22 protein-coding genes are annotated in these 22448 nt (G+C 57.7%); 13 read left to right on the top strand and 9 right to left on the bottom strand.

Annotation, left to right across the window (positions count from 1 at the left end; all coding sequences use genetic code 11):
* Positions 1-29: 29 nt before the first annotated feature.
* The 6 genes from solA to mdtH all read right to left on the bottom strand — a co-directional run bounded on the left by solA (position 30) and on the right by mdtH (position 5215).
* Positions 30-1148, bottom strand: a complete 1119-nt coding sequence (gene solA, locus AC3EMD_RS17180; RefSeq protein WP_008805968.1) for an N-methyl-L-tryptophan oxidase — start codon at positions 1146-1148, stop codon at positions 30-32.
* A gap of 126 nt (positions 1149-1274) precedes the next feature.
* On the bottom strand, positions 1275-1529 hold the full coding sequence (bssS, locus tag AC3EMD_RS17175; RefSeq protein WP_008805969.1) for a biofilm formation regulator BssS: 255 nt from the start codon (positions 1527-1529) through the stop codon (positions 1275-1277).
* Between the two features lie 304 nt (positions 1530-1833).
* Positions 1834-2085 (bottom strand): DNA damage-inducible protein I, encoded by a 252-nt coding sequence (gene dinI / locus AC3EMD_RS17170; RefSeq protein ID WP_002898994.1) that lies wholly within the window; start codon positions 2083-2085, stop codon positions 1834-1836.
* Positions 2086-2158: 73 nt separating this feature from the next.
* Positions 2159-3205 carry a dihydroorotase gene (pyrC, locus tag AC3EMD_RS17165; protein WP_049162603.1) on the bottom strand — a complete coding sequence of 349 codons (1047 nt, stop codon included), beginning with the start codon at positions 3203-3205 and terminating at the stop codon, positions 2159-2161.
* Positions 3206-3330: 125 nt separating this feature from the next.
* Entirely contained in the window at positions 3331-3891 is a 561-nt protein-coding gene (locus AC3EMD_RS17160) for a lipoprotein (RefSeq protein WP_012542249.1), read from the bottom strand.
* Positions 3892-4006: 115 nt separating this feature from the next.
* Positions 4007-5215, bottom strand: a complete 1209-nt coding sequence (mdtH, locus tag AC3EMD_RS17155) for a multidrug efflux MFS transporter MdtH (protein WP_302073611.1) — start codon at positions 5213-5215, stop codon at positions 4007-4009.
* A gap of 228 nt (positions 5216-5443) precedes the next feature.
* Here mdtH and rimJ point away from each other — a divergent pair, with 228 nt between their 5' ends.
* The 4 genes from rimJ (at position 5444) to murJ (ending at position 9264) form a co-directional block, all read left to right on the top strand.
* Positions 5444-6028, top strand: coding sequence for a ribosomal protein S5-alanine N-acetyltransferase (gene rimJ / locus AC3EMD_RS17150; protein ID WP_008805973.1), 585 nt, complete (start codon positions 5444-5446; stop codon positions 6026-6028).
* 9 nt (positions 6029-6037) lie between these two features.
* On the top strand, positions 6038-6691 hold the full coding sequence (locus AC3EMD_RS17145) for a YceH family protein (protein ID WP_012542247.1): 654 nt from the start codon (positions 6038-6040) through the stop codon (positions 6689-6691).
* 14 nt (positions 6692-6705) lie between these two features.
* Positions 6706-7617: a Gfo/Idh/MocA family protein gene (locus AC3EMD_RS17140; RefSeq protein WP_162493325.1), complete on the top strand. Its 912-nt coding sequence runs from the start codon at positions 6706-6708 to the stop codon at positions 7615-7617.
* A gap of 111 nt (positions 7618-7728) precedes the next feature.
* Positions 7729-9264, top strand: coding sequence for a murein biosynthesis integral membrane protein MurJ (gene murJ / locus AC3EMD_RS17135; protein ID WP_012968575.1), 1536 nt, complete (start codon positions 7729-7731; stop codon positions 9262-9264).
* A gap of 53 nt (positions 9265-9317) precedes the next feature.
* Here the strand turns inward: murJ and AC3EMD_RS17130 are convergent, their stop codons facing one another.
* Entirely contained in the window at positions 9318-10532 is a 1215-nt protein-coding gene (locus AC3EMD_RS17130) for an MFS transporter (RefSeq protein WP_048267734.1), read from the bottom strand.
* A 16-nt stretch (positions 10533-10548) separates the two neighbouring features.
* Between AC3EMD_RS17130 and AC3EMD_RS17125 the strand changes: the two genes are divergently transcribed.
* On the top strand, positions 10549-11577 hold the full coding sequence (locus AC3EMD_RS17125; RefSeq protein WP_008805978.1) for a LysR family transcriptional regulator: 1029 nt from the start codon (positions 10549-10551) through the stop codon (positions 11575-11577).
* Between the two features lie 38 nt (positions 11578-11615).
* Here the strand turns inward: AC3EMD_RS17125 and rne are convergent, their stop codons facing one another.
* Positions 11616-14864, bottom strand: coding sequence for a ribonuclease E (gene rne, locus AC3EMD_RS17120; protein WP_110210890.1), 3249 nt, complete (start codon positions 14862-14864; stop codon positions 11616-11618).
* 699 nt (positions 14865-15563) lie between these two features.
* Between rne and rluC the strand changes: the two genes are divergently transcribed.
* Complete coding sequence (rluC, locus tag AC3EMD_RS17115) at positions 15564-16517, top strand: 23S rRNA pseudouridine(955/2504/2580) synthase RluC (protein WP_012542245.1); 954 nt, start codon at positions 15564-15566, stop codon at positions 16515-16517.
* A 36-nt stretch (positions 16518-16553) separates the two neighbouring features.
* On the opposite strand, the gene AC3EMD_RS17110 is transcribed toward rluC, so the two are convergent.
* Complete coding sequence (locus AC3EMD_RS17110; protein WP_008805982.1) at positions 16554-17138, bottom strand: Maf family protein; 585 nt, start codon at positions 17136-17138, stop codon at positions 16554-16556.
* Between the two features lie 141 nt (positions 17139-17279).
* Between AC3EMD_RS17110 and yceD the strand changes: the two genes are divergently transcribed.
* The 7 genes from yceD to acpP all read left to right on the top strand — a co-directional run bounded on the left by yceD (position 17280) and on the right by acpP (position 22439).
* Positions 17280-17801, top strand: a complete 522-nt coding sequence (gene yceD, locus AC3EMD_RS17105; RefSeq protein ID WP_008805983.1) for a 23S rRNA accumulation protein YceD — start codon at positions 17280-17282, stop codon at positions 17799-17801.
* 16 nt (positions 17802-17817) lie between these two features.
* A complete protein-coding gene (gene rpmF, locus AC3EMD_RS17100; RefSeq protein WP_000290724.1) occupies positions 17818-17991 on the top strand; it encodes a 50S ribosomal protein L32 in 174 nt (57 codons plus the stop codon).
* Between the two features lie 203 nt (positions 17992-18194).
* Positions 18195-19292 (top strand): phosphate acyltransferase PlsX, encoded by a 1098-nt coding sequence (gene plsX, locus AC3EMD_RS17095; protein WP_012542244.1) that lies wholly within the window; start codon positions 18195-18197, stop codon positions 19290-19292.
* A 54-nt stretch (positions 19293-19346) separates the two neighbouring features.
* The gene (locus AC3EMD_RS17090) at positions 19347-20300 is read left to right on the top strand and encodes a beta-ketoacyl-ACP synthase III (RefSeq protein WP_008805985.1); all 954 of its coding nucleotides are present in this window, start codon (positions 19347-19349) and stop codon (positions 20298-20300) included.
* Between the two features lie 15 nt (positions 20301-20315).
* A complete protein-coding gene (fabD, locus tag AC3EMD_RS17085; protein ID WP_012542242.1) occupies positions 20316-21245 on the top strand; it encodes an ACP S-malonyltransferase in 930 nt (309 codons plus the stop codon).
* 12 nt (positions 21246-21257) lie between these two features.
* A complete protein-coding gene (gene fabG, locus AC3EMD_RS17080) occupies positions 21258-21992 on the top strand; it encodes a 3-oxoacyl-ACP reductase FabG (protein ID WP_002899294.1) in 735 nt (244 codons plus the stop codon).
* A 210-nt stretch (positions 21993-22202) separates the two neighbouring features.
* A complete protein-coding gene (gene acpP, locus AC3EMD_RS17075) occupies positions 22203-22439 on the top strand; it encodes an acyl carrier protein (RefSeq protein ID WP_000103754.1) in 237 nt (78 codons plus the stop codon).
* Positions 22440-22448: the final 9 nt, after the last annotated feature.

Genomic DNA, 22448 nt, shown 5'->3' with positions numbered 1-22448 from the left:
TTTTCCGGCGGCAAGCGTGCCGCATTCCGTTATGAGCTAAAGCGCGCCAGCGAGAAAGGCGTCAGGTTAAAGGTCGACGTCTGTCCCTGGGCAAACTGACTGGCAATTTCTCCCAGCACCGGCGCAAACTTAAAGCCATGGCCGCTCAGACCGGTGATCAGCAGTGTGTCTGGTCTGCCAGGGAGCGTATCGATAATAAAATCTTCATCGACCGTGTTGTCATAGGTGCAGGAGGCGCCGTGCAGACAGCCGCCGATCCCGGGCAGGACGTTACGTAAAAACGGAAAGGATTCGGAACCATCGCTGGCGACAGCGCCAAACGCCGATCGCTCCTGCGGCGTGGAGACAGGCTGACCGCCGTTATGCTTGCCGATCTTTAGCTCGTTATCTTCCGCCGGGAAACCGTAGTATTGATCGCCGTTGGGTAGCTCGCCGGTGAATGCCGGGAAATGATTCTTGCTGCTGTAACGGCCATCGGCCTGGAACCAGGCAAAAACCTTACGTACCGGCTGGATGGGGAGGTCCGGAAGCAGGCGGGTGACCCAGGTACCGGCGCTAATCAGCAATTTCTTGCCGTGATATTCACCGTCAAGGGTATCAATGGTGACCCCGTCTGCATGGTGATGAATGGCTGAGACCGGGCAGTTGAATAGCTGCGCGCAGCCAGCTTCCCGTGCCAGACGTATCCAGGTCTCGACGGCCAGCTCACTGCGCAGTACGCCGGACGCCGGTTCGAAAATCGCCCGATAGTCGTCGGGAAGGCGTATCTCCGGCCAGCGCTGCATGACGGCCTGAGCATCTAACTCTTCAACCTCAAGATCGAACGCCCTGGCGCTGGCGGCGACGTTGGCCAGGAAAGGAGAGCTGGCGGGGCCGAGGTTAATGACGCCGGTGCGTTCAAAAACGGCTTCGCCGCTGATTTCAGCCAGTTCATCCCACAGCTGCTGGGCGCGCAGCACCAGCGGAACATACTTTTCACCTTCGCCATAAGCGTGACGGATAAGACGGCTACTGCCATGATGGCTGCCCTCCTGATGGGGAGGTTGGTGGGCATCGGTCATCAGAACATTGAGTCCGGCACGACGCGCATAATAGCCAGCGGCAGCGCCGACCGATCCGCTGCCGATAATGATAAGATCGTATTGCATGGTGAGTTCCGGGTAATTGCCTTATTAGCAGGGTAATTAACTCCCTGCGCTTATACAAGCCCGAAAATAATTCAGGCACCCGCAGGTGCCTGTTAAGACTATTGTTTAGTCATTCCCCGTATCGCGTTAATGTCGGCGGTACTCGTTTTCCTGGTATTCGCCAGATTCAATCTTCGCAATGCCTGCTTCCAGGATTGAAATAAATTGACGTGCGACGTCCGTCGTTAGCCATAGCGTCTGGCCAATTTCAGCATCATGACTGTTTTCTTGAGTGGGGTTCTGGTAGTGCAGGCGCAACATCAGCGCATCGTAGCTATCAACGGTGCTGATGTCCCATCCAACGAGGGGATGGGTCTGAATGACTTCATTATTTTTTTCCATCATAACCCCTTATTCATATGTTAAAAGACAACAATTCTCGAGGTTTAATGCATGTTTTTTGAAGCAAGTTAATTATATCAGGGATCAAGAATAAACTCGAGAAATTAAATGAAAGGCAGCATGATTTTCTTGTTTTCGCCGCTTTTTTACGCAAGATAAGCGCGGGAAATGGCCATTTTAGCCGATATTAAGCAGAATAATCAGGAATATTCTGAACAAGAGGCGGGGAGAAAAAAGCCGGGGCGACCCGGCAAAGAAAAGCACAATGAGGGAGCAAACCAGAGTAACTGGATCCCGCCATGCTTCAGGAGAGATCGTGGACAAACCAGTCGTCCGCGCTTTCCCAGGTTTCCTGCAGGATTTCGCTTATCCGGTCTTTGTCTTCTTTCAGGGCGCCGAACACCGAGAGCTGGTTGCCGGTGGCGTAGCGCACGCTCACCTGACTGTCGATGGCCGGGAATTGCTCGGCGATACGCCGGGAGAGTTCGTTATTCAGCGCTTCCAGCGCGCCGTTGGGTAAGGCGGTCGTTTTGGCGATAGACACTTCGATGCGCATAATTGCCCCCTGTGTTTGGTACTGGTTATTTATACAGTATCTGGTGGGCGTTGACAACAGGGGGCTACGTTTTTTATCGCTTCATCGTCCAGCGAACGGTTTCACCCGCCAGGAACGGGACCAGGCTATCATTGGGCAGCGCAATGCTGTCAACGACCGTGCTCTCTTCACGCACCAGCTCAACATAGCTTTCATTGACCGGCAGACCGTAGAAGCGCGGGCCGTTCAGCGAGCAGAAGGCTTCAAAGTGCTGCAGAGCGTTCATTTCTTCAAACACGGTGGCGTAGCTGCCGAGGGCGGTCGGGGCGTTGAAGCAGCCGGCGCAGCCGCAGCTGGCTTCCTTACGATGGCGGGCGTGTGGTGCGGAGTCGGTGCCAAGGAAGGCGCGGCTGAAGCCGCTGGCGACCAGTTCGCGCAGCGCCTGTTGATGAATATTGCGTTTGAGTACCGGCAGGCAGTACAGGTGAGGACGAATACCGCCGACCAGCATATGGTTGCGGTTGAACATCAGGTGCTGCGGGGTAATAGTGGCCGCCAGCAGTTCATTACCGTCACGCACATATTCGGCGGCATCTTTGGTAGTAATATGCTCAAAGACCACCTTCAGACCGGGCAGGCGCTGGAGCAGGGGCTCCATCACCGTGTCAATAAAGCGCGCTTCACGATCGAAAATATCAATCTCGGCGTGGGTGACTTCCCCATGTACCAGCAGCGGCATGCCCAGTTTTTCCATCCGCTCCAGCACCGGCATAATGGCGTCGGTGCTGGTGACACCGTGGCTGGAGTTGGTCGTGGCGTTGGCCGGGTAGAGCTTGGCGGCGGTGAACACACCTTCGTTAAAGCCGCGCTCCAGCTCCGCCGGGTCGAGGGAATCTGTCAGATAGCAGGTCATCAACGGGGTAAAATCGTGCCCGGCCGGGACGGCGTCCATAATGCGCTGGCGATAGGCGATAGCCGCCGCGACGGTGGTGACAGGCGGCACCAGATTCGGCATCACGATCGCCCGGCCATAAAACTCACTGGTGTAAGGCACGACGGTTTTCAGCATATCGTCATCACGCAGATGGATATGCCAGTCGTCTGGGCGGCGGATTTTCAATACCTGGGGTTGTGCTGTCATGGAAGGCTCCGGCTAATAGGTTCAGTCATCAGGGCTGTTTTTTGCCGGGCACTAAGGATAAGCGTAAACGTTTTCCTTTGCACTCATTTCCGTAAAAAATTCAGGGCGCCGTAGCGCCCTGGAGATTAATTGGTAAAGGGGATGACAATTTCGCCCGGTTTCACCTCTATGCCCTTGGCATATTTCTTCGCCAGCGCTTCGCCGGTGCTGGCGTCTTCACGCAGGACATAGGCCGGTTGCTGGCTGAAGTAGCTGCGCAGCGACTGATTCAGATAGGGGAGCAGGGCCTGAATCACCGACTGCAGCTTCTCGGGCGCCACTTTGGCATCGACCACCTCCATTTCCTGCAGGAAGATAGCGCCTTTCTCTCTGTCAAAGGTTGGCAGCGCTTTGAGCTTCAGATCGATCGTCGCTTTCTGGGTGCCGAACAGGGAGTTCAGATCGACGTTGGCGACCCCGGTCAGCGTGACTTTACCCGGCTCTTCACGGCCAATAGCGCTGGTCAGGTTCTGCAGCTCAATATGGGCATCGGCAACGCCTTTCAGACCGATATCTTTGGCGAAATGGTTACGCTTCTGCAGCGCCTGGTTTATCTCCTGCTCGCTTACCGTGTATTGGGTCAACTGGTTACAGCCGCTCAGCAGACCGCTGACAATCAGCGCCGCGGCGATCAATATTTTTTTCATGGGGTTCCTCAAGCTCGTACCATCATTCATCCTGACACAAAGCATCATGACCTGTCAGCATTCTTCATGCCAGCAGAATAGGCTGAAAGGCAGGAGAAACCGCGGACCTACGCGCTTAGGTGCGCGGCTCCAGCATACCGGAGGCGGAGCGTTTTGGACTGAATTGCCACCACAGGGCAAGGAAAGTGATAAACCCAATGGCGCCGAGCATCAGCCACGGCAGTTCGGGCTGGCCGACGGCTTTCCCGGCATCAAACAGCCAGCCGCCGCCCGCGTAACCCAGCGCGCCGCCGAAGGCGAGCCCCAGACGGCTGAAACCCATATAGCTGCCACGCGCCCGGGCGTCCGCCAGCAAAGCGCCCAGCGTCTCGCGGGCGGGTTCGGCAATGATAGAGCCGATGTAAAACAGGCAAATCAGGGTAAACAGCTGCTGTAAACTGCTGGTCATCCCGATGGGGAGCATGGCCAGGGTCATCACCAGCAGACCGGCCATCAGCCGGTGCTCAAGGCGGTAGCGTTTCTCGCTCCAGCGGGCAATGGGATAGAGCAGGGTCAGCGAAATGGTGGCTTCGATGGCGTACATCCACTTCACGGCGGCCGGCGAACCGGCAATGTCGTTCACCATGATCGGCAGCATCAGCATCACCTGCACCGCCAGCATGTAATAGCCTGTTAACGTCAGGACATAGGTGACGAAGCGCTTATCCCGCAGCACCCGTCCCAGCCCCTCGCGGACTGGCGTTTTCACCGTGGACAGTTTCCATGCTGGCAGATACCAGGCGTTAAACGCGGCGCAAGCGATAAACAGCGCGGCGCCGGCGCTGCACACCAGACGGAAGTCATACTGTAGCAGCCAACTGCCCAGCAGGGCGCCAATCACCGCGCCGGCGCTGTCCTGCATCATCAGGAGGGAGAAAAAGCGGCCGCGCTGATGCGGGCGCACCAGTTTGACCACCAGCGCGGCTCGTGGCGGATCGAACAACGTGCCGCCTAACCCGGACAAGATACAGGAGAGCCAGAGCACCCAGGGCTCATGGGCGACGGCCATCGCCGCGAAGCCGCCGGCGCGCATCAGCATGCCGGTGACAATCATGGGTTTCGCGCCGAAGCGGTCGGCAATGGCGCCGCCAAAAATGCCTAATCCTTGCTGCACCAGCTGGCGCAGGCCGAGCGCAATGCCGACCATCAGCGCTGCCCAACCCATCTGATCGACAAAGCGGATGGAAATCAGCGGAAAAACGACAAAAAAGCCCAGCACGACCAGCATGTTATCGACTAACAGGAAATATTTACCCAGGCTCCTTGCCTGCGAGACGCGGGACATTTCCCCTCCAGGGAAAAATAGAGATAAGCGAGGATATTCTGCGGGCAATCTGCTGCTTTTCCCAGCGCCCTTGCGACAATATTTTTTTATCAAAAAGCAAGTTCGATTGAGCCTATTCATCGAAAAGAGGAGATGGCGCAGAAAATGGTATGTTGCTGTTTTCACACTATCGTGCAGGACAGGTATAGTGATGAGAGCAAGATTGAAGTCAGGGGGACTGAAAAGGAAATGTTTGGCTATCGCAGTAACGTGCCGAAGGTGCGTTTGACGACGGACCGGCTGGTGGTGCGCCTGGTCCACGATCGTGACGCCTGGCGTCTGGCCGATTATTACGCCGAGAATAAAGTGTTCTTAAAACCCTGGGAGCCGGTACGTGACGACAGCCACTGCTATCCCTCCGGGTGGCAGGCGCGTCTGTCAATGATCGGCGAGTTTCATAAGCAGGGGTCTGCATTTTATTTCGCGCTGCTCGATGCGGAGGAAAAAGAGATCGTTGGCGTGGCGAATTTCTCCAACGTAGTTCGCGGATCATTCCATGCCTGTTATCTCGGCTACTCCATTGGCGAGAAGTGGCAAGGGCAGGGGCTGATGTTTGAAGCGTTGACCGCCGCGATTCGCTATATGCAGCGCACGCAGCATATCCATCGCATTATGGCCAACTATATGCCGCATAATCAGCGCAGCGGCGCGCTGCTGGCGCGGTTGGGGTTCGAAAAAGAGGGTTACGCCAAAGATTATCTGCTGATTGACGGGCAGTGGCGTGACCATGTACTGACGGCGCTAACGACGCCGGACTGGTCAGCAGGGCGCTAAGGAGAGAGGATGAAATATCAGTTAACCGCGCACGAAGCGCGCGTCATTGGCTGTCTGCTGGAAAAGCAGGTTACCACGCCCGAGCAGTACCCGCTGTCGGTGAACGCCGTGGTGACCGCCTGCAATCAGAAAACCAACCGCGAACCGGTGATGTCGCTGAGCGAAGGTGAGGTCCAGACGCTGCTGGATACCCTGGTGAAGCGCCACTATTTACGCACGGTCAGCGGATTCGGCAATCGAGTGACCAAGTATGAGCAGCGCTTTTGCAACTCTGAATTTGGCGATCTGAAACTCAGCGCCGGCGAAGTAGCGGTGGTGACGACGCTGCTGCTGCGCGGCGCCCAGACGCCGGGTGAACTCCGTAGCCGCGCGCAGCGGATGCATGAGTTCAGCGATATGGCGGAAGTGGAAAGCGTGCTGGAAGGGTTAGCGACGCGCGAGGATGGTCCTTTTGTTGCCCGCCTGCCACGGGAACCGGGGAAACGGGAAAGCCGCTATATGCATCTGTTTTGCGATGACATGGACACGCTGATCACCACGGTGGAAGCACTCTCGCCGCTGGAAGACGATGACGATCTGCGTGCCCGGGTTGAAGCACTGGAAGGCGAGGTGGCGGAATTGAAAGCGCGCCTTGACTCGCTGTTACACCATCTGGGGGACTAAACGTGGGGACAAGACTGCGCATTGGGGTGGTTGGCTTAGGGGGCATCGCGCAGAAAGCGTGGCTGCCGGTGTTAGGCGCTGCGGAAAGCTGGACGCTGCAGGCAGCCTGGTCGCCGGGAAAAGAGAAGGCGTTGCGCATCTGCGAAACCTGGCGGATCCCGTATGCTGATTCGCTGGATGCCCTGGCGGCGCAGTGCGATGCGGTCTTTGTCCATACGTCGACGGCTTCACATCATGAAGTCGTGAATCACTTGTTGAATGCCGGGGTTCATGTTTGTGTGGATAAACCGCTGGCGGACAAGCTGAGCGAGGCGGAAGCGCTGGTCGAGCTGGCTGCCCGGCGTCATCTGACGCTGATGGTCGGTTTCAATCGCCGCTTTGCGCCACTCTATCGTGAACTGAAGGGGCGGCTGGGCGAGGTGGCCTCGCTGCGGATGGATAAGCATCGTAGCGACAGCGTAGGCAACGATCTGCGCTTTACCCTTCTCGATGACTATCTGCACGTGGTGGATACTGCGTTGTGGCTGGCTGATGGTCAGGCGCGCCTGCGCGGCGGCACGTTGCAGATCACTCCTCAGGGTGAAATGCTCTATGCCGAACACCAGTTCAGTTCGCCCCGGCTGCAGGTTACCACCAGCATGCACCGCCGTGCCGGAAGCCAGCGTGAGTGGGTGCAGGCGGTCACCGATGGCGGGTTATATGCGGTGAGTGAGATGCGCGAATGGCAGGAGGAGTGTGGTCTTGGCGTGGTCCAGCGCCCGGTGGCGGGCTGGCAAACCACCCTCGAGCAGCGCGGTTTTGTCGGCTGCGCGCGACATTTCATCGAATGCGTGCAAAATCAGACGGTTCCGGAAACCGCTGGCGAACAGGCGCTGCTGGCTCAGCGGGTGGTTGACAAACTCTGGCGTGACGCCATCAGCGAATAATCCGTTGTAACAACTGACAGTAGTAATTCATATTGAACCCGGTAGACTATCGCCACTTTCCAGCGCCCGCATTTGCGGGCGTTTTACTCCAGGGTTTGGAATAACAGCGTAATGAATCTTTTAAAATCACTGGCGGCCGTCAGTTCGATGACCATGTTTTCGCGCGTGCTGGGCTTTGCCCGCGATGCGATTGTGGCGCGCATTTTTGGTGCCGGGATGGCGACCGATGCCTTTTTTGTCGCCTTCAAACTGCCTAATCTGCTGCGGCGTATTTTTGCCGAAGGCGCCTTCTCGCAGGCGTTTGTGCCGATCCTTGCCGAATATAAAAGCAAGCAGGGCGAAGATGCCACCCGGGTGTTTGTCTCGTATGTCTCCGGATTACTGACCCTGGCCCTGGCGATCGTCACCGTTATCGGGATGCTGGCGGCGCCGTGGGTGATCACCATCACCGCCCCCGGGTTTGCTGATACCGCCGATAAATTTGCGCTGACCACCCAATTGCTGCGCATTACCTTCCCCTATATTTTGCTGATCTCCCTGGCCTCGCTGGTGGGGGCGATCCTCAATACCTGGAACCGTTTCTCGGTGCCGGCCTTTGCCCCGACGTTCCTCAACGTCAGCATGATTAGCTTTGCGCTGTTTGCCGCGCCGTACTTCCATCCGCCGGTGCTGGCGCTGGCCTGGGCGGTGACGGTCGGCGGCGTGCTGCAGCTGGCCTACCAGTTGCCGCACCTGAAGAAGATTGGCATGCTGGTTCTGCCCAGAATTAATCTGAAAGATGCTGGCGCGATGCGGGTAGTGAAGCAGATGGGGCCGGCGATCCTTGGCGTGTCGGTAAGCCAGATCTCCCTCATCATCAATACCATCTTCGCCTCGTTTCTCGTGTCGGGATCGGTGTCATGGATGTACTATGCCGACCGTCTGATGGAGTTTCCGTCAGGTGTCCTGGGCGTGGCCCTTGGCACCATCCTGCTGCCGTCGTTGTCGAAAAGCTTCGCCAGTGGTAACCATGACGAGTATTGCCGCCTGATGGACTGGGGCCTGCGACTCTGCTTCCTGCTGGCGCTGCCGAGCGCGGTGGCGCTGGGGATCCTCGCTAAACCGCTGACCGTGGCCCTGTTCCAGTACGGTAAATTCAGCGCCTTTGACGCGGCGATGACCCAGCGCGCGCTGGTGGCCTATTCCGTGGGGCTGATGGGGCTTATCGTGGTGAAAGTGCTGGCGCCGGGCTTCTATTCCCGTCAGGACATCAAAACGCCGGTGAAGATTGCCATTGTCACCCTGATTATGACCCAGGTGATGAACCTGGCGTTTATCGGCCCGCTCAAGCACGCGGGCCTGTCACTGTCCATAGGGCTGGCGGCCTGCCTGAACGCCGCGCTGCTCTACTGGCAACTGCGTAAACAGAAAATTTTCACCCCACAGCCCGGCTGGCTGACTTTCCTGCTGCGTCTGGTCGCGGCGGTGGTGGTGATGGCCGCGGCGCTGCTGGGCGTCATGCATCTCATGCCGGAGTGGTCTCAGGGGACGATGCCGTTCCGCCTGATGCGCCTGCTGGTGGTGGTGGTCGCCGGAGTAGTGGCTTATTTCGCTACGCTGCTGGTGTTGGGCTTCCGCGTAAAAGAGTTTGCCCGTCGCACAGCGTAAGCCATTGCGACGGAAAGAGGAAACCCGCTTCGCTCAGGCGAAGCGGGTTTTTTTTATGATGTGCGGCGTTCGGCTGCGATGAGGCGCGCATTCTCCAGCAGGCGGATCGCCAGGGCAATTGCCCCGCTGACGACGGCGAGGGTGACCACTCCGTTCCAGCCCGCCAGCACGTACAACTTGCTGCCCAGCACCGACCCCAGCGACATCCCGATAAAGACCACGGTGAACAGCAGAGCGTTCAGGCGGCCACGGGCCTGCGGCTCCAGGCTGTAAACCAGGTTCTGATGTGCCACCAGGCTTGACTGCAGGCCGAGATCGAAGCCAATAGCCGAGAGAGCAATCAGCGCCAGCTGGCCATGCAGAGGGAGCAGCGGCAGCATAAACATCAGGGCGAAGGAGAGGGTGACCAGCGCCGCGCCCATCTGAGTCACTTTACCGGCGCCAAACTTATCGGCCAGTCCGCCGGCCAGCGGTGCCGCCAGCGCCCCGGCGGCACCGGCGATACCAAAGCCACCCGCTACTGCGCTCCCCATGTGATAGTGTTCTGAGAGCATCACCGCCAGCGTCGACCAGAAAGCGCTAAAGGCGACAGAGAGCGCCCCCTGAGCCAGCGCAGCGCGGCGTAACGCCGGATAACGCAGCCACAGATGCGCCATTGAGGCCATCAGCTGCGGATAGCTCAGCGTCGAGTGAATGGCGAAGCGCGGCAGGACCCGCCACATCACCACGCCAATCAGCGCCACGCTGACTGCAGCCGCCTGATACATCACCCGCCAGCCGAATACGGCGCCCACTACGCCGCTGACCGTCCTGGAAAGCAGGATCCCCAGCAGCAGCCCGGTCATCACCGTGCCCACCATTTTTCCCTGCTTGCCTGCCGGAGCGAGGATCGCCGCCGCCGGGACGATATCCTGCGCCATGGTGGCCGCCATACCGATCAGCAGACTGACCACCAGCAGTGAGGTGAGCTGGCCGGTAAGGCTGCACAGGAACAGCAGGATCGCCAGCATTGCGCTCTTCAGGAGGATCAGCCGGCGGCGATCGTGACGGTCGCCGAGCGGGAGCAGGAACAGAATGCCGAGCGCGTAGCCAGCCTGCGTCAGGGTAGGAACCAGCCCCATCCCTTCTACCGACAGATGGAGGTTGGCGCCCATCAGCGGCAGTAGCGGCTGCGCATAATAGATAGAGGCGACGCTAAAGCCGGCGCCGAGCGCGAGAATGAAGATAATCCAGCCTGCGTCGCGGGTGGAAAGGGAAGTCGGTGTCATGATCAGTACCTCATAGATGCGATGGCGCTATTTTTCCCTGAATGCAGCTGGCGCGGTAGCCGGGCTGGTGGTAAAACGGTTATACGTAGCACGCATAGGCAAAAGAAAAATGAAAAGACAGGAGCGTATAGACCGCATTGAGCTGATGCGCACCTATATTCGTATTATAGAGGCCGGCTCACTCTCCGCCGCCGCGGGGCAGATGGATACCACCCAGGCAACCGTCAGCCGCCGCCTGCAGTCCCTGGAAGGACTGCTGGGGGTGAAGTTGATCCTGCGCACCACTCATGCGATGAAGCTCACTGACGATGGCGAACGCTGTTATCGCCATGCCCGTCAGGTCGTGGACGCCTGGCTGGCGCTGGAGGATGATCTGCGTATTGCCGACGATCAGCCCGTGGGGGTGCTGCGGGTACGGGCGCCCCATGCTTTTGGCCAGCAACAGCTGCTGGCGCCGCTGGTCGCATTTCTGCAGCGTCATCCGCAACTGTCGGTCGAGTGGATGCTGAATGATAATACCGTCGACTTTCTCAGCGATAATATCGACTGCGCCATCCGCGTTGGCGCGGAGGTGGATCCGGCCACGGTATCCGTGCTGCTGGCGGAAGTGCCGCGCTGCGTGGTGGCTTCCCCTGAACTCCTGGCGAAGTACCCGCCGTTAACCTCGCTGGAGGCGCTATCCGGCCTGCCGTGGATCGCCATTAATACCTTTTATCAGCATGAGGTACGGCTCCGGCATCTGGAAAGTGGGCAAATCGTCTCGACGGCCATCACCCCCTGCCTGAGCACTGACAGCCTGTACGTCGCGCGAAATACCGCGCTGGCGGGGCTGGGAGTGGCGATGGTGTCCAGCTGGACGGTCGTGGAGGATATTGCCGCCGGACGACTGATTGAGCTGTTCCCGCAGTGGCGTCCCGCCTCGCTACCGGTTCATCTAGTTTATCCCTGGGCGCGCTATTATCCGACACGCCTGCGTAAGTTCCTTGACCTGATGCGGGAGATCATGCCGGATCTGGCCGGGATGCAGCGTCCGCAAAGCGCATAAAAAAACCGGCCAGAGGCCGGTTTTTTTATTAAGCACGCTTATTCGACGGGCTGTGGGCGGGTCGGTTCTGCGGTGGCTTTACGCGTCGCACTATGACCACCGGCGGCGCCTTTACCTTCAAAAGCGAACGGCGGGCGCACCCAGGTGCTGTGGCGCGGCGCTTCCGGGACATAGTCCGGAGCAGGCGCCCGGGTCATCGGCGCGGTAGCATGGCGATCGCCAGCCACAACCACGGGTTTGCTTACCGGCGTTTCAGCTTTGACCGGTTCGGCAGGGGCCGTAGGGGCGGCTTCGGTCACCGGTGCCTCCACCACGGTTTCCGTGGCCGGAACGATGGTTTCCACTGGCGCTTCAACGACAGGCGCCGTTTCCACCACTTCAGGTTCAACTGTGACCGGCTCGGCGTCGATCGTCACTGGCGCAATAGCCTGAGGCGCTTCGACAGCTGGCGCTTCGACCGGCGCTGGCTCGACAGCGGCTGGCTCGACAATTTCCGGAGTATCAACGACCACCGGCTCGGCGGCTACGACAGGTTCGACGACCACCGGCTCAGCGGTAACGGGCTCCATGGTCGCCGGCTCGACGGTAACTGGCGCGGCAGTGACGGTTTCAACCACGGCAACCGGTGTCGCAACAGCCTCGACGGCTTCAATGGCGCTGGTGTCCTGAACCGGAACCTCTTCCGGCTGCTGGTCCTGCGGACGAACGACCGGGTAGCGGATCCAGACTTTACCGGAAGCCATCTCCGGCGAGGCGCAGGCGACGGTCAGCGGCATAGGCGACTGGGTCGGATAGCGTTCGTCACGATAGCGACGACGACGCTGACCGCTCACGCGCAGATGACGCGGGGAACGACGAGAGCGGCGCGGCATACCGTTCGCTTCACGGGATTCGCCGTTTTCATCGTGTTCCACTACGTTTTCCACTACCGCCGGCAGTTCGGCTTTCACCGGCTCACTGCGCGGGGTGGCGACTTCAGCCACAACGGTCTCAGGCGCGATCTCGGCAGTCTGCTCGGCAACGGCTGACTCAATGCGTACTTTCTGGGAGAGCTGACGCGGTTTACGACGCGGCAGAGTCTGCACACGCTCTTCCTGCTCAGTCTCCTGTACTTCCGGCTCTTCACGCGTCTGCACCTTGGCTTCCTGCTGCGCCTGACGTTTATCGTCATTGCGGCGGCGGGAGCGTTCGCGGCGCGGCTGCTGCTCGTCGCGGGATTTGGCTTTGTCCGCGTCATCGCCGACGGTCTGGCGAGCGTCACGCGCTTCTACGTTTTGCGGCTGCTTTTCGCGACGATTGCGACGGTTTTCTTCACGCGATTCGCGCGGCTCACGACCCTCGGCATTGTCCGCGCGGGTGTCGCGATTGTCACGGTTATCGCGGTTGTCACGATTGTCACGATTGTCGCGGTTATCACGGCGATCGTTGCGGTCGTTGCGATCGCGGCGGTTGTTGCTCCGCGGTTTACGGCGCTCCTGCTGACGCTCCGGTTTTTCTTCCGCTTTCTTCTCGACCGGAACTTCAACCGGTTTGGCTTCTTCAGTGCCAGAGAAGATATTTTTCAGCGCGCTGAAGAAGCGTGAGAGCAGTCCCGGCTGGGCCGGCGCGGCGGCCGCGACCGGGGCAGCGGCGACCGCAGGGGCAGCCACAGGCTCTTCCAGCATCGGTGCCGGTGGGGCGTCAGGCATCACAAAGGCGGCCAGCGCAGGCTGCTCCGGACGTTTACGTTCTGCTGGCTCCTCGTCACCAGGCAGCGCCATCTCTTCTTCATGCAGCTTCGGCAGCAGATAGCTCAGCGTTGAGGTCTCTTCACCTTTGCGCACGCGCAGGACGGAGTAGTGCGGCGTCTGCATCTCGTCGTTTGGCACGATAATGACGCGGACATCGCCCTGACGGGATTCGATTGCGCTCACTGCGGCACGTTTTTCGTTCAGCAGATAAGAGGCGATCGGTACCGGAACGATGGCGTGGACTTCTTTGGTGTTCTCTTTCAGCGCCTCTTCTTCAATCAGACGCAGAATAGAGAGCGACAGCGATTCGTTATCACGCACGGTACCGGTGCCGGAGCAGCGCGGGCAGACGTGATGGCTGGATTCGCCCAGCGACGGGCTCAGGCGCTGGCGAGACATCTCCAGCAGGCCGAAGCGCGAAATATGACTAATCTGAATGCGCGCGCGGTCCTGACGAACGGCTTCACGCAGACGGTTTTCCACCGCACGCTGGTGGCGAACCGGGGTCATATCGATGAAGTCGATAACGATCAAGCCGCCGAGGTCGCGCAGACGCAGCTGGCGGGCAATCTCGTCAGCCGCTTCAAGGTTGGTATTGAAGGCTGTCTCTTCGATATCGCCGCCGCGGGTGGCGCGGGCGGAGTTGATATCGATCGCGGTCAGCGCTTCGGTGCTGTCGATAACGATAGACCCGCCGGAAGGCAGGCGCACTTCACGCTGGAAGGCGGACTCAATTTGCGATTCAATCTGATAATGGCTGAACAGCGGGATTTCACCGGTGTACAGTTTGATTTTGCTGCTGAAATCCGGACGACCCAGTGCGGCGATATGCTGGCGCGCCAGCTCGAGCACTTTCGGGTTATCGATCAGGATTTCGCCGATGTCCTGGCGCAGATAATCGCGGAATGCGCGGACAATCACGTTGCTTTCCTGGTGGATCAGGAACGGCGCCGGACGGCTTTCCGCGGCTTTCTGAATCGCTTCCCAGTGCTTCAGGCGGAAGCTCAGGTCCCACTGCAGGGCTTCGGCAGATTTGCCGACGCCAGCGGTGCGAACGATAAGACCCATGCCGTCCGGAAGCTCCAGGCTCGCCAGCGCTTCTTTCAGTTCAGTGCGGTCGTCGCCCTCGATACGGCGGGAAATTCCCCCCGCGCGCGGGTTGTTCGGCATCAGGACCAGATAGCTGCCTGCCAGGCTGATAAAGGTGGTGAGCGCAGCGCCTTTGTTGCCGCGTTCTTCTTTATCAATCTGCACGATAACTTCCTGACCTTCACGCAGCACGTCTTTGATATTAGGACGACCGTGCGCATTGTAGTTAGCGGGGAAGTATTCGCGGGCGATTTCTTTGAGGGGGAGGAAACCATGACGCTCGGCGCCGTAATCGACAAACGCGGCTTCAAGGCTAGGTTCAATGCGGGTGATTTTGCCTTTGTAGATGTTCGCTTTTTTCTGTTCGTGCCCGGGGCTTTCGATATCCAGGTCGTACAGGCGCTGCCCATCAACAAGGGCGACGCGCAACTCTTCCTGCTGAGTTGCGTTGATTAACATTCTTTTCATCGTAACTTACTCATTATTCTTACATTGACGACTAAGCTGCGGGCAGAGTAATGCCTTTCCGGGGGAAAACCGATGGCCTCGTGTCTGGTTCACGTCGCCAACCTCACGGTTGTCGCGCGCTTAAGAGGCGCAGAGTGTCGGTCGCCTGTGTTTCAAACGGAAACACAGCGCAATTATTCAGGGGAACAGCCTGGGATGTATCACCAGAGAATATTCCATTTATACTCGTCGTCTTTCGCGTTGCAGGCATGGTGGCTTAACCTGCTCACCTCGATCAAGGGATCCAGATGAGCTCCCGGGAGTCCCGGAGTTGACGCCTTCCTGCGACTTGAAATCCATAGAGCCTGTACCGGTAAGGACTGCAACCCGCAGCCCGCTAACTGTCTGAAAGATCGCAACGTCTTACGCCATTGCTGCGTGGGCGATCGGTCAGACAAAATTGGTCATTCCGCTAATGTCTTGTTCTAACAAGATGCAATACGGAAAACGGTCTCATTATTCCATTGCTAACCTTGTTATAGCAAGTTGACTTTCACCTTTTATCACCCGGTTACTCACAGTTTTATCACCTGCCCATACAGATTGTTCTAATAACAAACAAAATGGCGGTCAGGTAAACCGTGAAAACAGGATAATGATAAATATAAGCATATAAAAATGAGTGGCGCTAATGCGTCCGGCTATTTAGAATCGCGCACCATGAAAACTGAGACCCCAACCGTAAAAATGGTTGCCATTGCTGCTGATGAAGCGGGGCAACGTATCGACAACTTTTTGCGTACCCAATTGAAAGGTGTACCGAAGAGCATGATTTATCGCATCCTGCGTAAAGGCGAGGTGCGGGTAAACAAAAAGCGCGTGAAGCCGGAGTATAAGCTGGAAGCGGGTGATGAAGTTCGTATCCCGCCGGTGCGCGTGGCGGAGCGTGAAGAAGAGGCGGTATCGCCGCATCTGCAGAAAGTGGCCGCGCTCTCTGAGGTGATCCTCTATGAAGACGATCATATTCTGGTACTCAACAAACCTTCCGGTACTGCGGTACACGGCGGCAGCGGACTGAGCTTTGGCGTGATTGAAGGGCTGCGTGCCCTGCGCCCGGAGGCACGTTTCCTTGAGCTGGTGCATCGTCTCGACCGCGATACCTCCGGCGTGCTGCTGGTGGCGAAAAAGCGCTCGGCGCTGCGTTCGCTGCACGAGCAGCTGCGCGATAAAGGCATGCAGAAAGACTACCTGGCGCTGGTGCGCGGCCAGTGGCAGTCGCATACCAAAGTGGTCCAGGCCCCGCTGTTGAAGAATATTCTGCAGAGTGGGGAGCGTATCGTTCGCGTGAGTCAGGAAGGCAAGCCGTCGGAGACGCGCTTTAAAGTGGAAGAGCGTTACGAATTCGCCACGCTGGTGCGCTGCAGCCCGGTCACCGGCCGCACGCATCAGATCCGCGTTCATACCCAGTATGCCGGGCATCCTATCGCTTTTGACGATCGCTATGGCGACCGCGAGTTCGACAAGCAGCTGTCCGGTACCGGCTTAAACCGCCTGTTCCTGCACGCGGCGGCGCTGAAGTTTACCCACCCGGGGAGCGGGGAGGTGATGCGCGTTGAGGCGCCGCTGGATAACCAGCTGAAGCACTGTTTACAGGTGCTACGTAAGAGCAAATAAGCGCAACGGCGGAATCAGTTCCGCCGTTTTTTTGCTTTAACCTAACAGCGGATTGTTATTCTCGCGGCGCAGCATCTGACAGAGCGCGATTAAGGGTAAACCGACCAGAGTGTTCGGGTCGCGGCCTTCCAGTCGTTCAAATAGCGTAATCCCTAACCCCTCGCTCTTGAAACTCCCGGCGCATTGCAGCGGGTTCTCTTTGCGGACGTAGCCTTCAATCTCTTTATCGCTGAGATGGCGAAAGTGAACGTCAAAGGGCTCGCATTCGGTTTGCAGATGGCCGGTGGCGGAGTTGTATAGCGCCAGACCGGTATAAAAGGTGACGATGGTCCCGCTGGCCTTTCGCAACTGCCGGCGGGCATTTTCTTCGGTGTGCGGTTTGCCGGTGATTTCACCGTCTAATACGCAAACCTGATCGGAGCCTATAATAAGGTGGTGCGGATAGCGGGAGGCCAGGCTTTGCGCTTTGGCTTGCGCCAGTCGGGCGACAAGCTGACGCGCGGATTCTTCCGGCAGCGGCGTTTCGTCAACGTCAGGCGCGGCACATTCAAACGGTAACCCCAGTTTTTCCAGCAGCATGCGCCGCCAGGGAGAGGTTGACGCGAGGATAAGTTCAGACATATTTTTTCATCCACATATAGCGCTTCGCAGAGCATCATCTTAAACTATGCGCCGCAATGTGTGCGAATAAATGGCAAAAGGCAACCTGAGGCTGCCTTTTTCTTTGACTCTATGACATTACAAAGTTAATATGCGCGCCCTATGCAAAAGGTAAAATTACCCCTGACTCTTGATCCGGTCCGCACGGCTCAAAAACGCCTTGATTACGAAGGCATCTATGCCCGCGATCAGGTTGAACGTGTAGCCGATTCTGTAGTCAGCGTGGACAGCGATGTGGAATGCAGCATGTCGTTCGCTATCGATAACCAGCGTCTCGCCGTCATTACTGGCGATGCAAAGGTAACGGTAACCCTCGAATGCCAGCGTTGCGGGAAACCGTTCCCTCATCACGTCCACACCACGTATTGTTTTAGCCCCGTCAGAAATGACGAACAGGCCGAAGCACTACCGGAAGCGTATGAGCCGATTGAGGTTAACGAATTCGGTGAAATCGACCTGCAGGCAATGGTCGAGGATGAAATTATCCTCTCCCTGCCCGTAGTTCCGGTGCATGATTCTGAACACTGTGAAGTGTCCGACGCGGACATGGTCTTTGGCGAACTGCCTGAAGAGGCACAAAAACCAAACCCATTTGCCGTATTAGCCAGCTTAAAGCGTAAGTAATTGAGGAGTAAGGTCCATGGCCGTACAACAGAATAAACCAACCCGTTCCAAACGTGGCATGCGTCGTTCCCATGACGCGCTGACCGCAGTCACCAGCCTGTCTGTAGACAAAACTTCTGGTGAGAAACACCTGCGTCACCACATCACTGCCGACGGTTTCTACCGCGGTCGCAAGGTTATCGCTAAGTAATCACGCGATACTCGCAGGATTTCCCGTTGCAGGCCATGGCGGGCGTGTGCGTCCCTGGACATTCGGTTAACCCGATCACCAGGGGCATCAATGCCCAAATTGTTGCGTCTGCAGCGTGAACATTCGCGAGTGCGAGCGTGATGAAGCTTAGTGAGGACTCCCCGGGCAACTGGGGAATCACCGAACCGGGCAGCGACGATACCTTGACACGTCTAACCCTGGCGTTAGATGTCATGGGGGGCGATTTTGGCCCATCCGTGACGGTGCCTGCAGCACTGCAGGCACTGAACTCTAATTCGCAACTCACACTTCTTTTAGTCGGCGACCCCGACGCCATCACGCCATTACTTGCCAAAGCTGACTTCGAACAACGTTCGCGTCTGCAGATTATTCCTGCGCAGTCAGTTATTGCCAGTGATGCGCGACCCGCACAGGCTATCCGCAGCAGTCGCGGAAGCTCAATGCGCGTGGCGCTGGAGCTTGTGAAAGAAGGGCGGGCGGAAGCCTGCGTCAGCGCCGGCAACACCGGCGCGCTGATGGGACTGGCGAAACTGTTGCTCAAACCGATCGAAGGTATTGAGCGGCCGGCGCTGGTGACGGTTCTGCCGCACCAGCAGAAGGGCAAAACCGTGGTGCTGGATCTCGGCGCCAACGTCGATTGCGACAGCACGATGCTGGTGCAGTTCGCCGTCATGGGCGCGGTGCTGGCAGAGGAAGTGGTTGGCATGACCAACCCGCGCGTCGCCTTGCTGAATATCGGCGAAGAAGAGATGAAAGGCCTCAGCAGCATTCGCGATGCTGCCGCAGTGCTGAAAACGCTGCCTTCCCTCAACTACATCGGCTATCTTGAAGCCAATGAACTGTTGACCGGAAAAACCGATGTGCTGGTTTGTGATGGATTCACGGGCAACGTCACATTAAAAACCATGGAAGGTGTTGTCAGAATGTTCCTTTCGCTGCTGAAATCTCAGGGAGAGGGCAAAAAACGGTCGTGGTGGCTGCTGTTATTAAAACGTTGGTTACAAAAAAGCCTGGCGAGGCGATTCAGTCACCTCAACCCCGACCAGTATAATGGCGCCTGTCTGTTAGGATTGCGCGGTTCCGTGATCAAGAGTCATGGTGCTGCCAATCAACGCGCCTTTAGCGTCGCGATAGAGCAGGCAGTGCAGGCGGTGCAGCGGCAAATTCCTCAACGGATCGCCGCGCGCCTGGAATCTTTATACCCAGCTGGTTTCGCGCTGCCGGAAAGCGACAGTGACGTGAACTCCCGACAGCAAAGCGGGACGAATGGCCACGATTGACGCCGCGGCAGGTTGAAAGAGGCGGGTATATTACCCAAGAGTGACTGAGCGTACATGTATACGAAGATTATTGGTACCGGCAGCTATCTGCCCGAGCAAGTGCGTACAAACGCCGACCTGGAAAAAATGGTAGAGACCTCTGACGAGTGGATTGTCACCCGCACAGGTATCCGTGAGCGTCGTATTGCCGCAGCGCATGAAACAGTTGCTACGATGGGCTTTGAAGCCGCAAAGCAGGCGCTGGCGATGGCGGGCGTGTCCGCGGAGCAGATTGGTCTGATTATCGTTGCGACCACCTCCGGCACGCACGCGTTTCCGAGTTCGGCATGCCAGATCCAGTCTATGCTGGGCGTTAAGGGTTGCCCGGCGTTTGATGTCGCGGCCGCCTGCGCCGGTTTCACCTATGCGCTGAGCGTCGCCGATCAGTACGTGAAGAACGGCGCGGTGGATTATGCGCTGGTGATTGGCGCCGATGTGCTGGCGCGTACTTGCGATCCCACCGATCGCGGCACGATCATTATTTTCGGTGACGGCGCGGGCGCGGTAGTGCTTGGCGCGTCTGAAGAGCCAGGCATTATCTCGACGCATCTGCATGCTGACGGCAGCTATGGCGAACTGCTGACCCTGCCGAACGCCGATCGCGTCGATCCGGAAAACCCGATCTATCTGACGATGGCCGGCAATGAAGTCTTCAAAGTGGCGGTCACCGAGCTGGCGCACATCGTTGATGAGACGCTGGCAGCGAATAATCTTGAACGTTCAGCGCTGGACTGGCTGGTGCCGCACCAGGCAAACCTGCGTATTATCAGCGCGACGGCGAAGAAACTGGGCATGTCGATGGATAACGTCGTTGTGACCCTCGACCGCCATGGCAACACCTCCGCGGCGTCGGTCCCTTGCGCGCTGGATGAAGCCGTTCGCGATGGCCGTATCCAACGCGGTCAGTTGATTCTGCTGGAAGCCTTTGGTGGCGGTTTCACCTGGGGTTCCGCGCTGGTTCGTTTTTAGTATAAGGATTTAAACATGACGCAATTTGCTTTTGTGTTCCCGGGACAAGGTTCCCAGGCCGTAGGCATGCTGGCCGATATGGCTGCCACCTGGCCGGTGATTGAAGAGACCTTCGGTGAAGCGTCCGCAGCGTTGGGTTACGATCTGTGGGCGCTGGCTCAACAGGGCCCGGCAGAAGAACTGAATAAAACCTGGCAGACTCAGCCGGCGCTGCTGACCGCCTCCGTGGCGCTATACCGCGTCTGGCAGCAGCAGGGCGGCAAAGCGCCGACCCTGCTGGCGGGCCACAGCCTCGGCGAATACTCCGCGCTGGTTTGCGCAGGGGTTATCGGTTTCGCTGATGCCGTTCGTCTGGTTGAACTGCGCGGGAAATTCATGCAGGAAGCCGTACCGGAAGGTACCGGCGCCATGTCCGCGATTATCGGCCTGGATGACGCTTCTATCGCCAAAGCCTGTGAAGAATCGGCCGAAGGGCAGGTTGTCTCTCCGGTGAACTACAATTCCCCGGGCCAGGTGGTTATCGCCGGGCATAAAGAGGCCGTTGAACGCGCTGGCGCCGCTTGTAAAGCCGCTGGCGCCAAACGCGCGCTGCCGCTGCCGGTGAGCGTGCCGTCCCACTGCGCGCTGATGAAGCCAGCTGCAGAAAAACTGGCGCTGGAGTTGCAGAAAATCACCTTCAACGCGCCGACGATTCCGGTAGTGAATAACGTCGACGTGAAATGCGAAACCACGCCGGACGCCATTCGCGACGCGCTGGTACGCCAGCTGTACAGCCCGGTCCAGTGGACCAAAACCGTTGAGTTTATGGCGGCGCAGGGCGTAACGCATCTGTATGAAGTTGGCCCGGGTAAAGTCCTCACCGGCCTGACCAAACGTATTGTTGACACCCTGACCGCTTCCGCGCTTAACGAGCCGGCGGCGATGTCTGCGGCGCTTGAGCAATAAAAGAGGAAAACCATGAGTTTTGAAGGAAAAATCGCGCTGGTTACCGGTGCAAGCCGCGGTATTGGCCGTGCAATCGCTGAAACGCTCGTCGCTCGTGGCGCGAAAGTTATCGGTACTGCGACCAGCGAAAGCGGCGCGCAGGCCATCAGCGACTATTTAGGCGCCAACGGTAAAGGTCTGATGTTGAATGTGACCGACCCGGCATCTATTGAATCTGTTCTGGAAAATGTGCGCGCAGAGTTTGGCGAAGTGGATATCCTGGTGAATAATGCCGGGATCACTCGCGACAATCTGTTGATGCGCATGAAAGATGACGAGTGGAACGATATTATCGAAACCAACCTGTCATCGGTTTTCCGTCTGTCAAAAGCGGTAATGCGCGCTATGATGAAAAAGCGTCATGGACGTATTATCACTATCGGTTCTGTGGTTGGTACCATGGGAAATGCGGGTCAGGCCAACTACGCTGCGGCGAAAGCGGGTCTGATCGGCTTCAGTAAATCACTGGCGCGTGAAGTTGCGTCCCGCGGTATTACTGTAAACGTTGTTGCTCCGGGCTTTATTGAAACGGACATGACGCGTGCGCTGACCGATGAGCAGCGTGCGGGTACGCTGGCGGCAGTTCCTGCGGGGCGCCTTGGCACCCCAAATGAAATCGCCAGCGCGGTTGCATTTTTAGCCTCTGACGAAGCAAGTTACATCACTGGTGAAACGCTGCACGTCAACGGCGGAATGTACATGGTCTGACCGAGATTTGTGCAAAACGTTCAGGAACCGCGCACTTCGCACGGTTCCCTGTGCGGTTTTGTGCGAAAAGATTTGCGTTCTTAGGGCAAACGGCCTCAAAATAGCGCAAAATCGTGGTAAGACCTGCCGGGATTTAGTTGCAAATTTTTCAACATTTTATACACTACGAAAACCATCGCGAAAGCGAGTTTTGATAGGAAATTTAAGAGTATGAGCACTATCGAAGAACGCGTTAAGAAAATTATCGGCGAGCAGCTGGGCGTTAAGCAGGAAGAAGTTACCAACAATGCTTCCTTCGTTGAAGACCTGGGCGCTGATTCTCTTGACACCGTTGAGCTGGTAATGGCTCTGGAAGAAGAGTTTGATACTGAGATTCCGGACGAAGAAGCTGAGAAAATCACCACCGTTCAGGCTGCCATTGATTACATCAACGGCCACCAGGCGTAAGTGAACATC

This window comes from Klebsiella sp. PK18, assembly GCF_057784655.1.
Note: the sequence above shows the minus strand (reverse complement) of the source record. Positions and strands in the feature narration are given on the sequence as shown.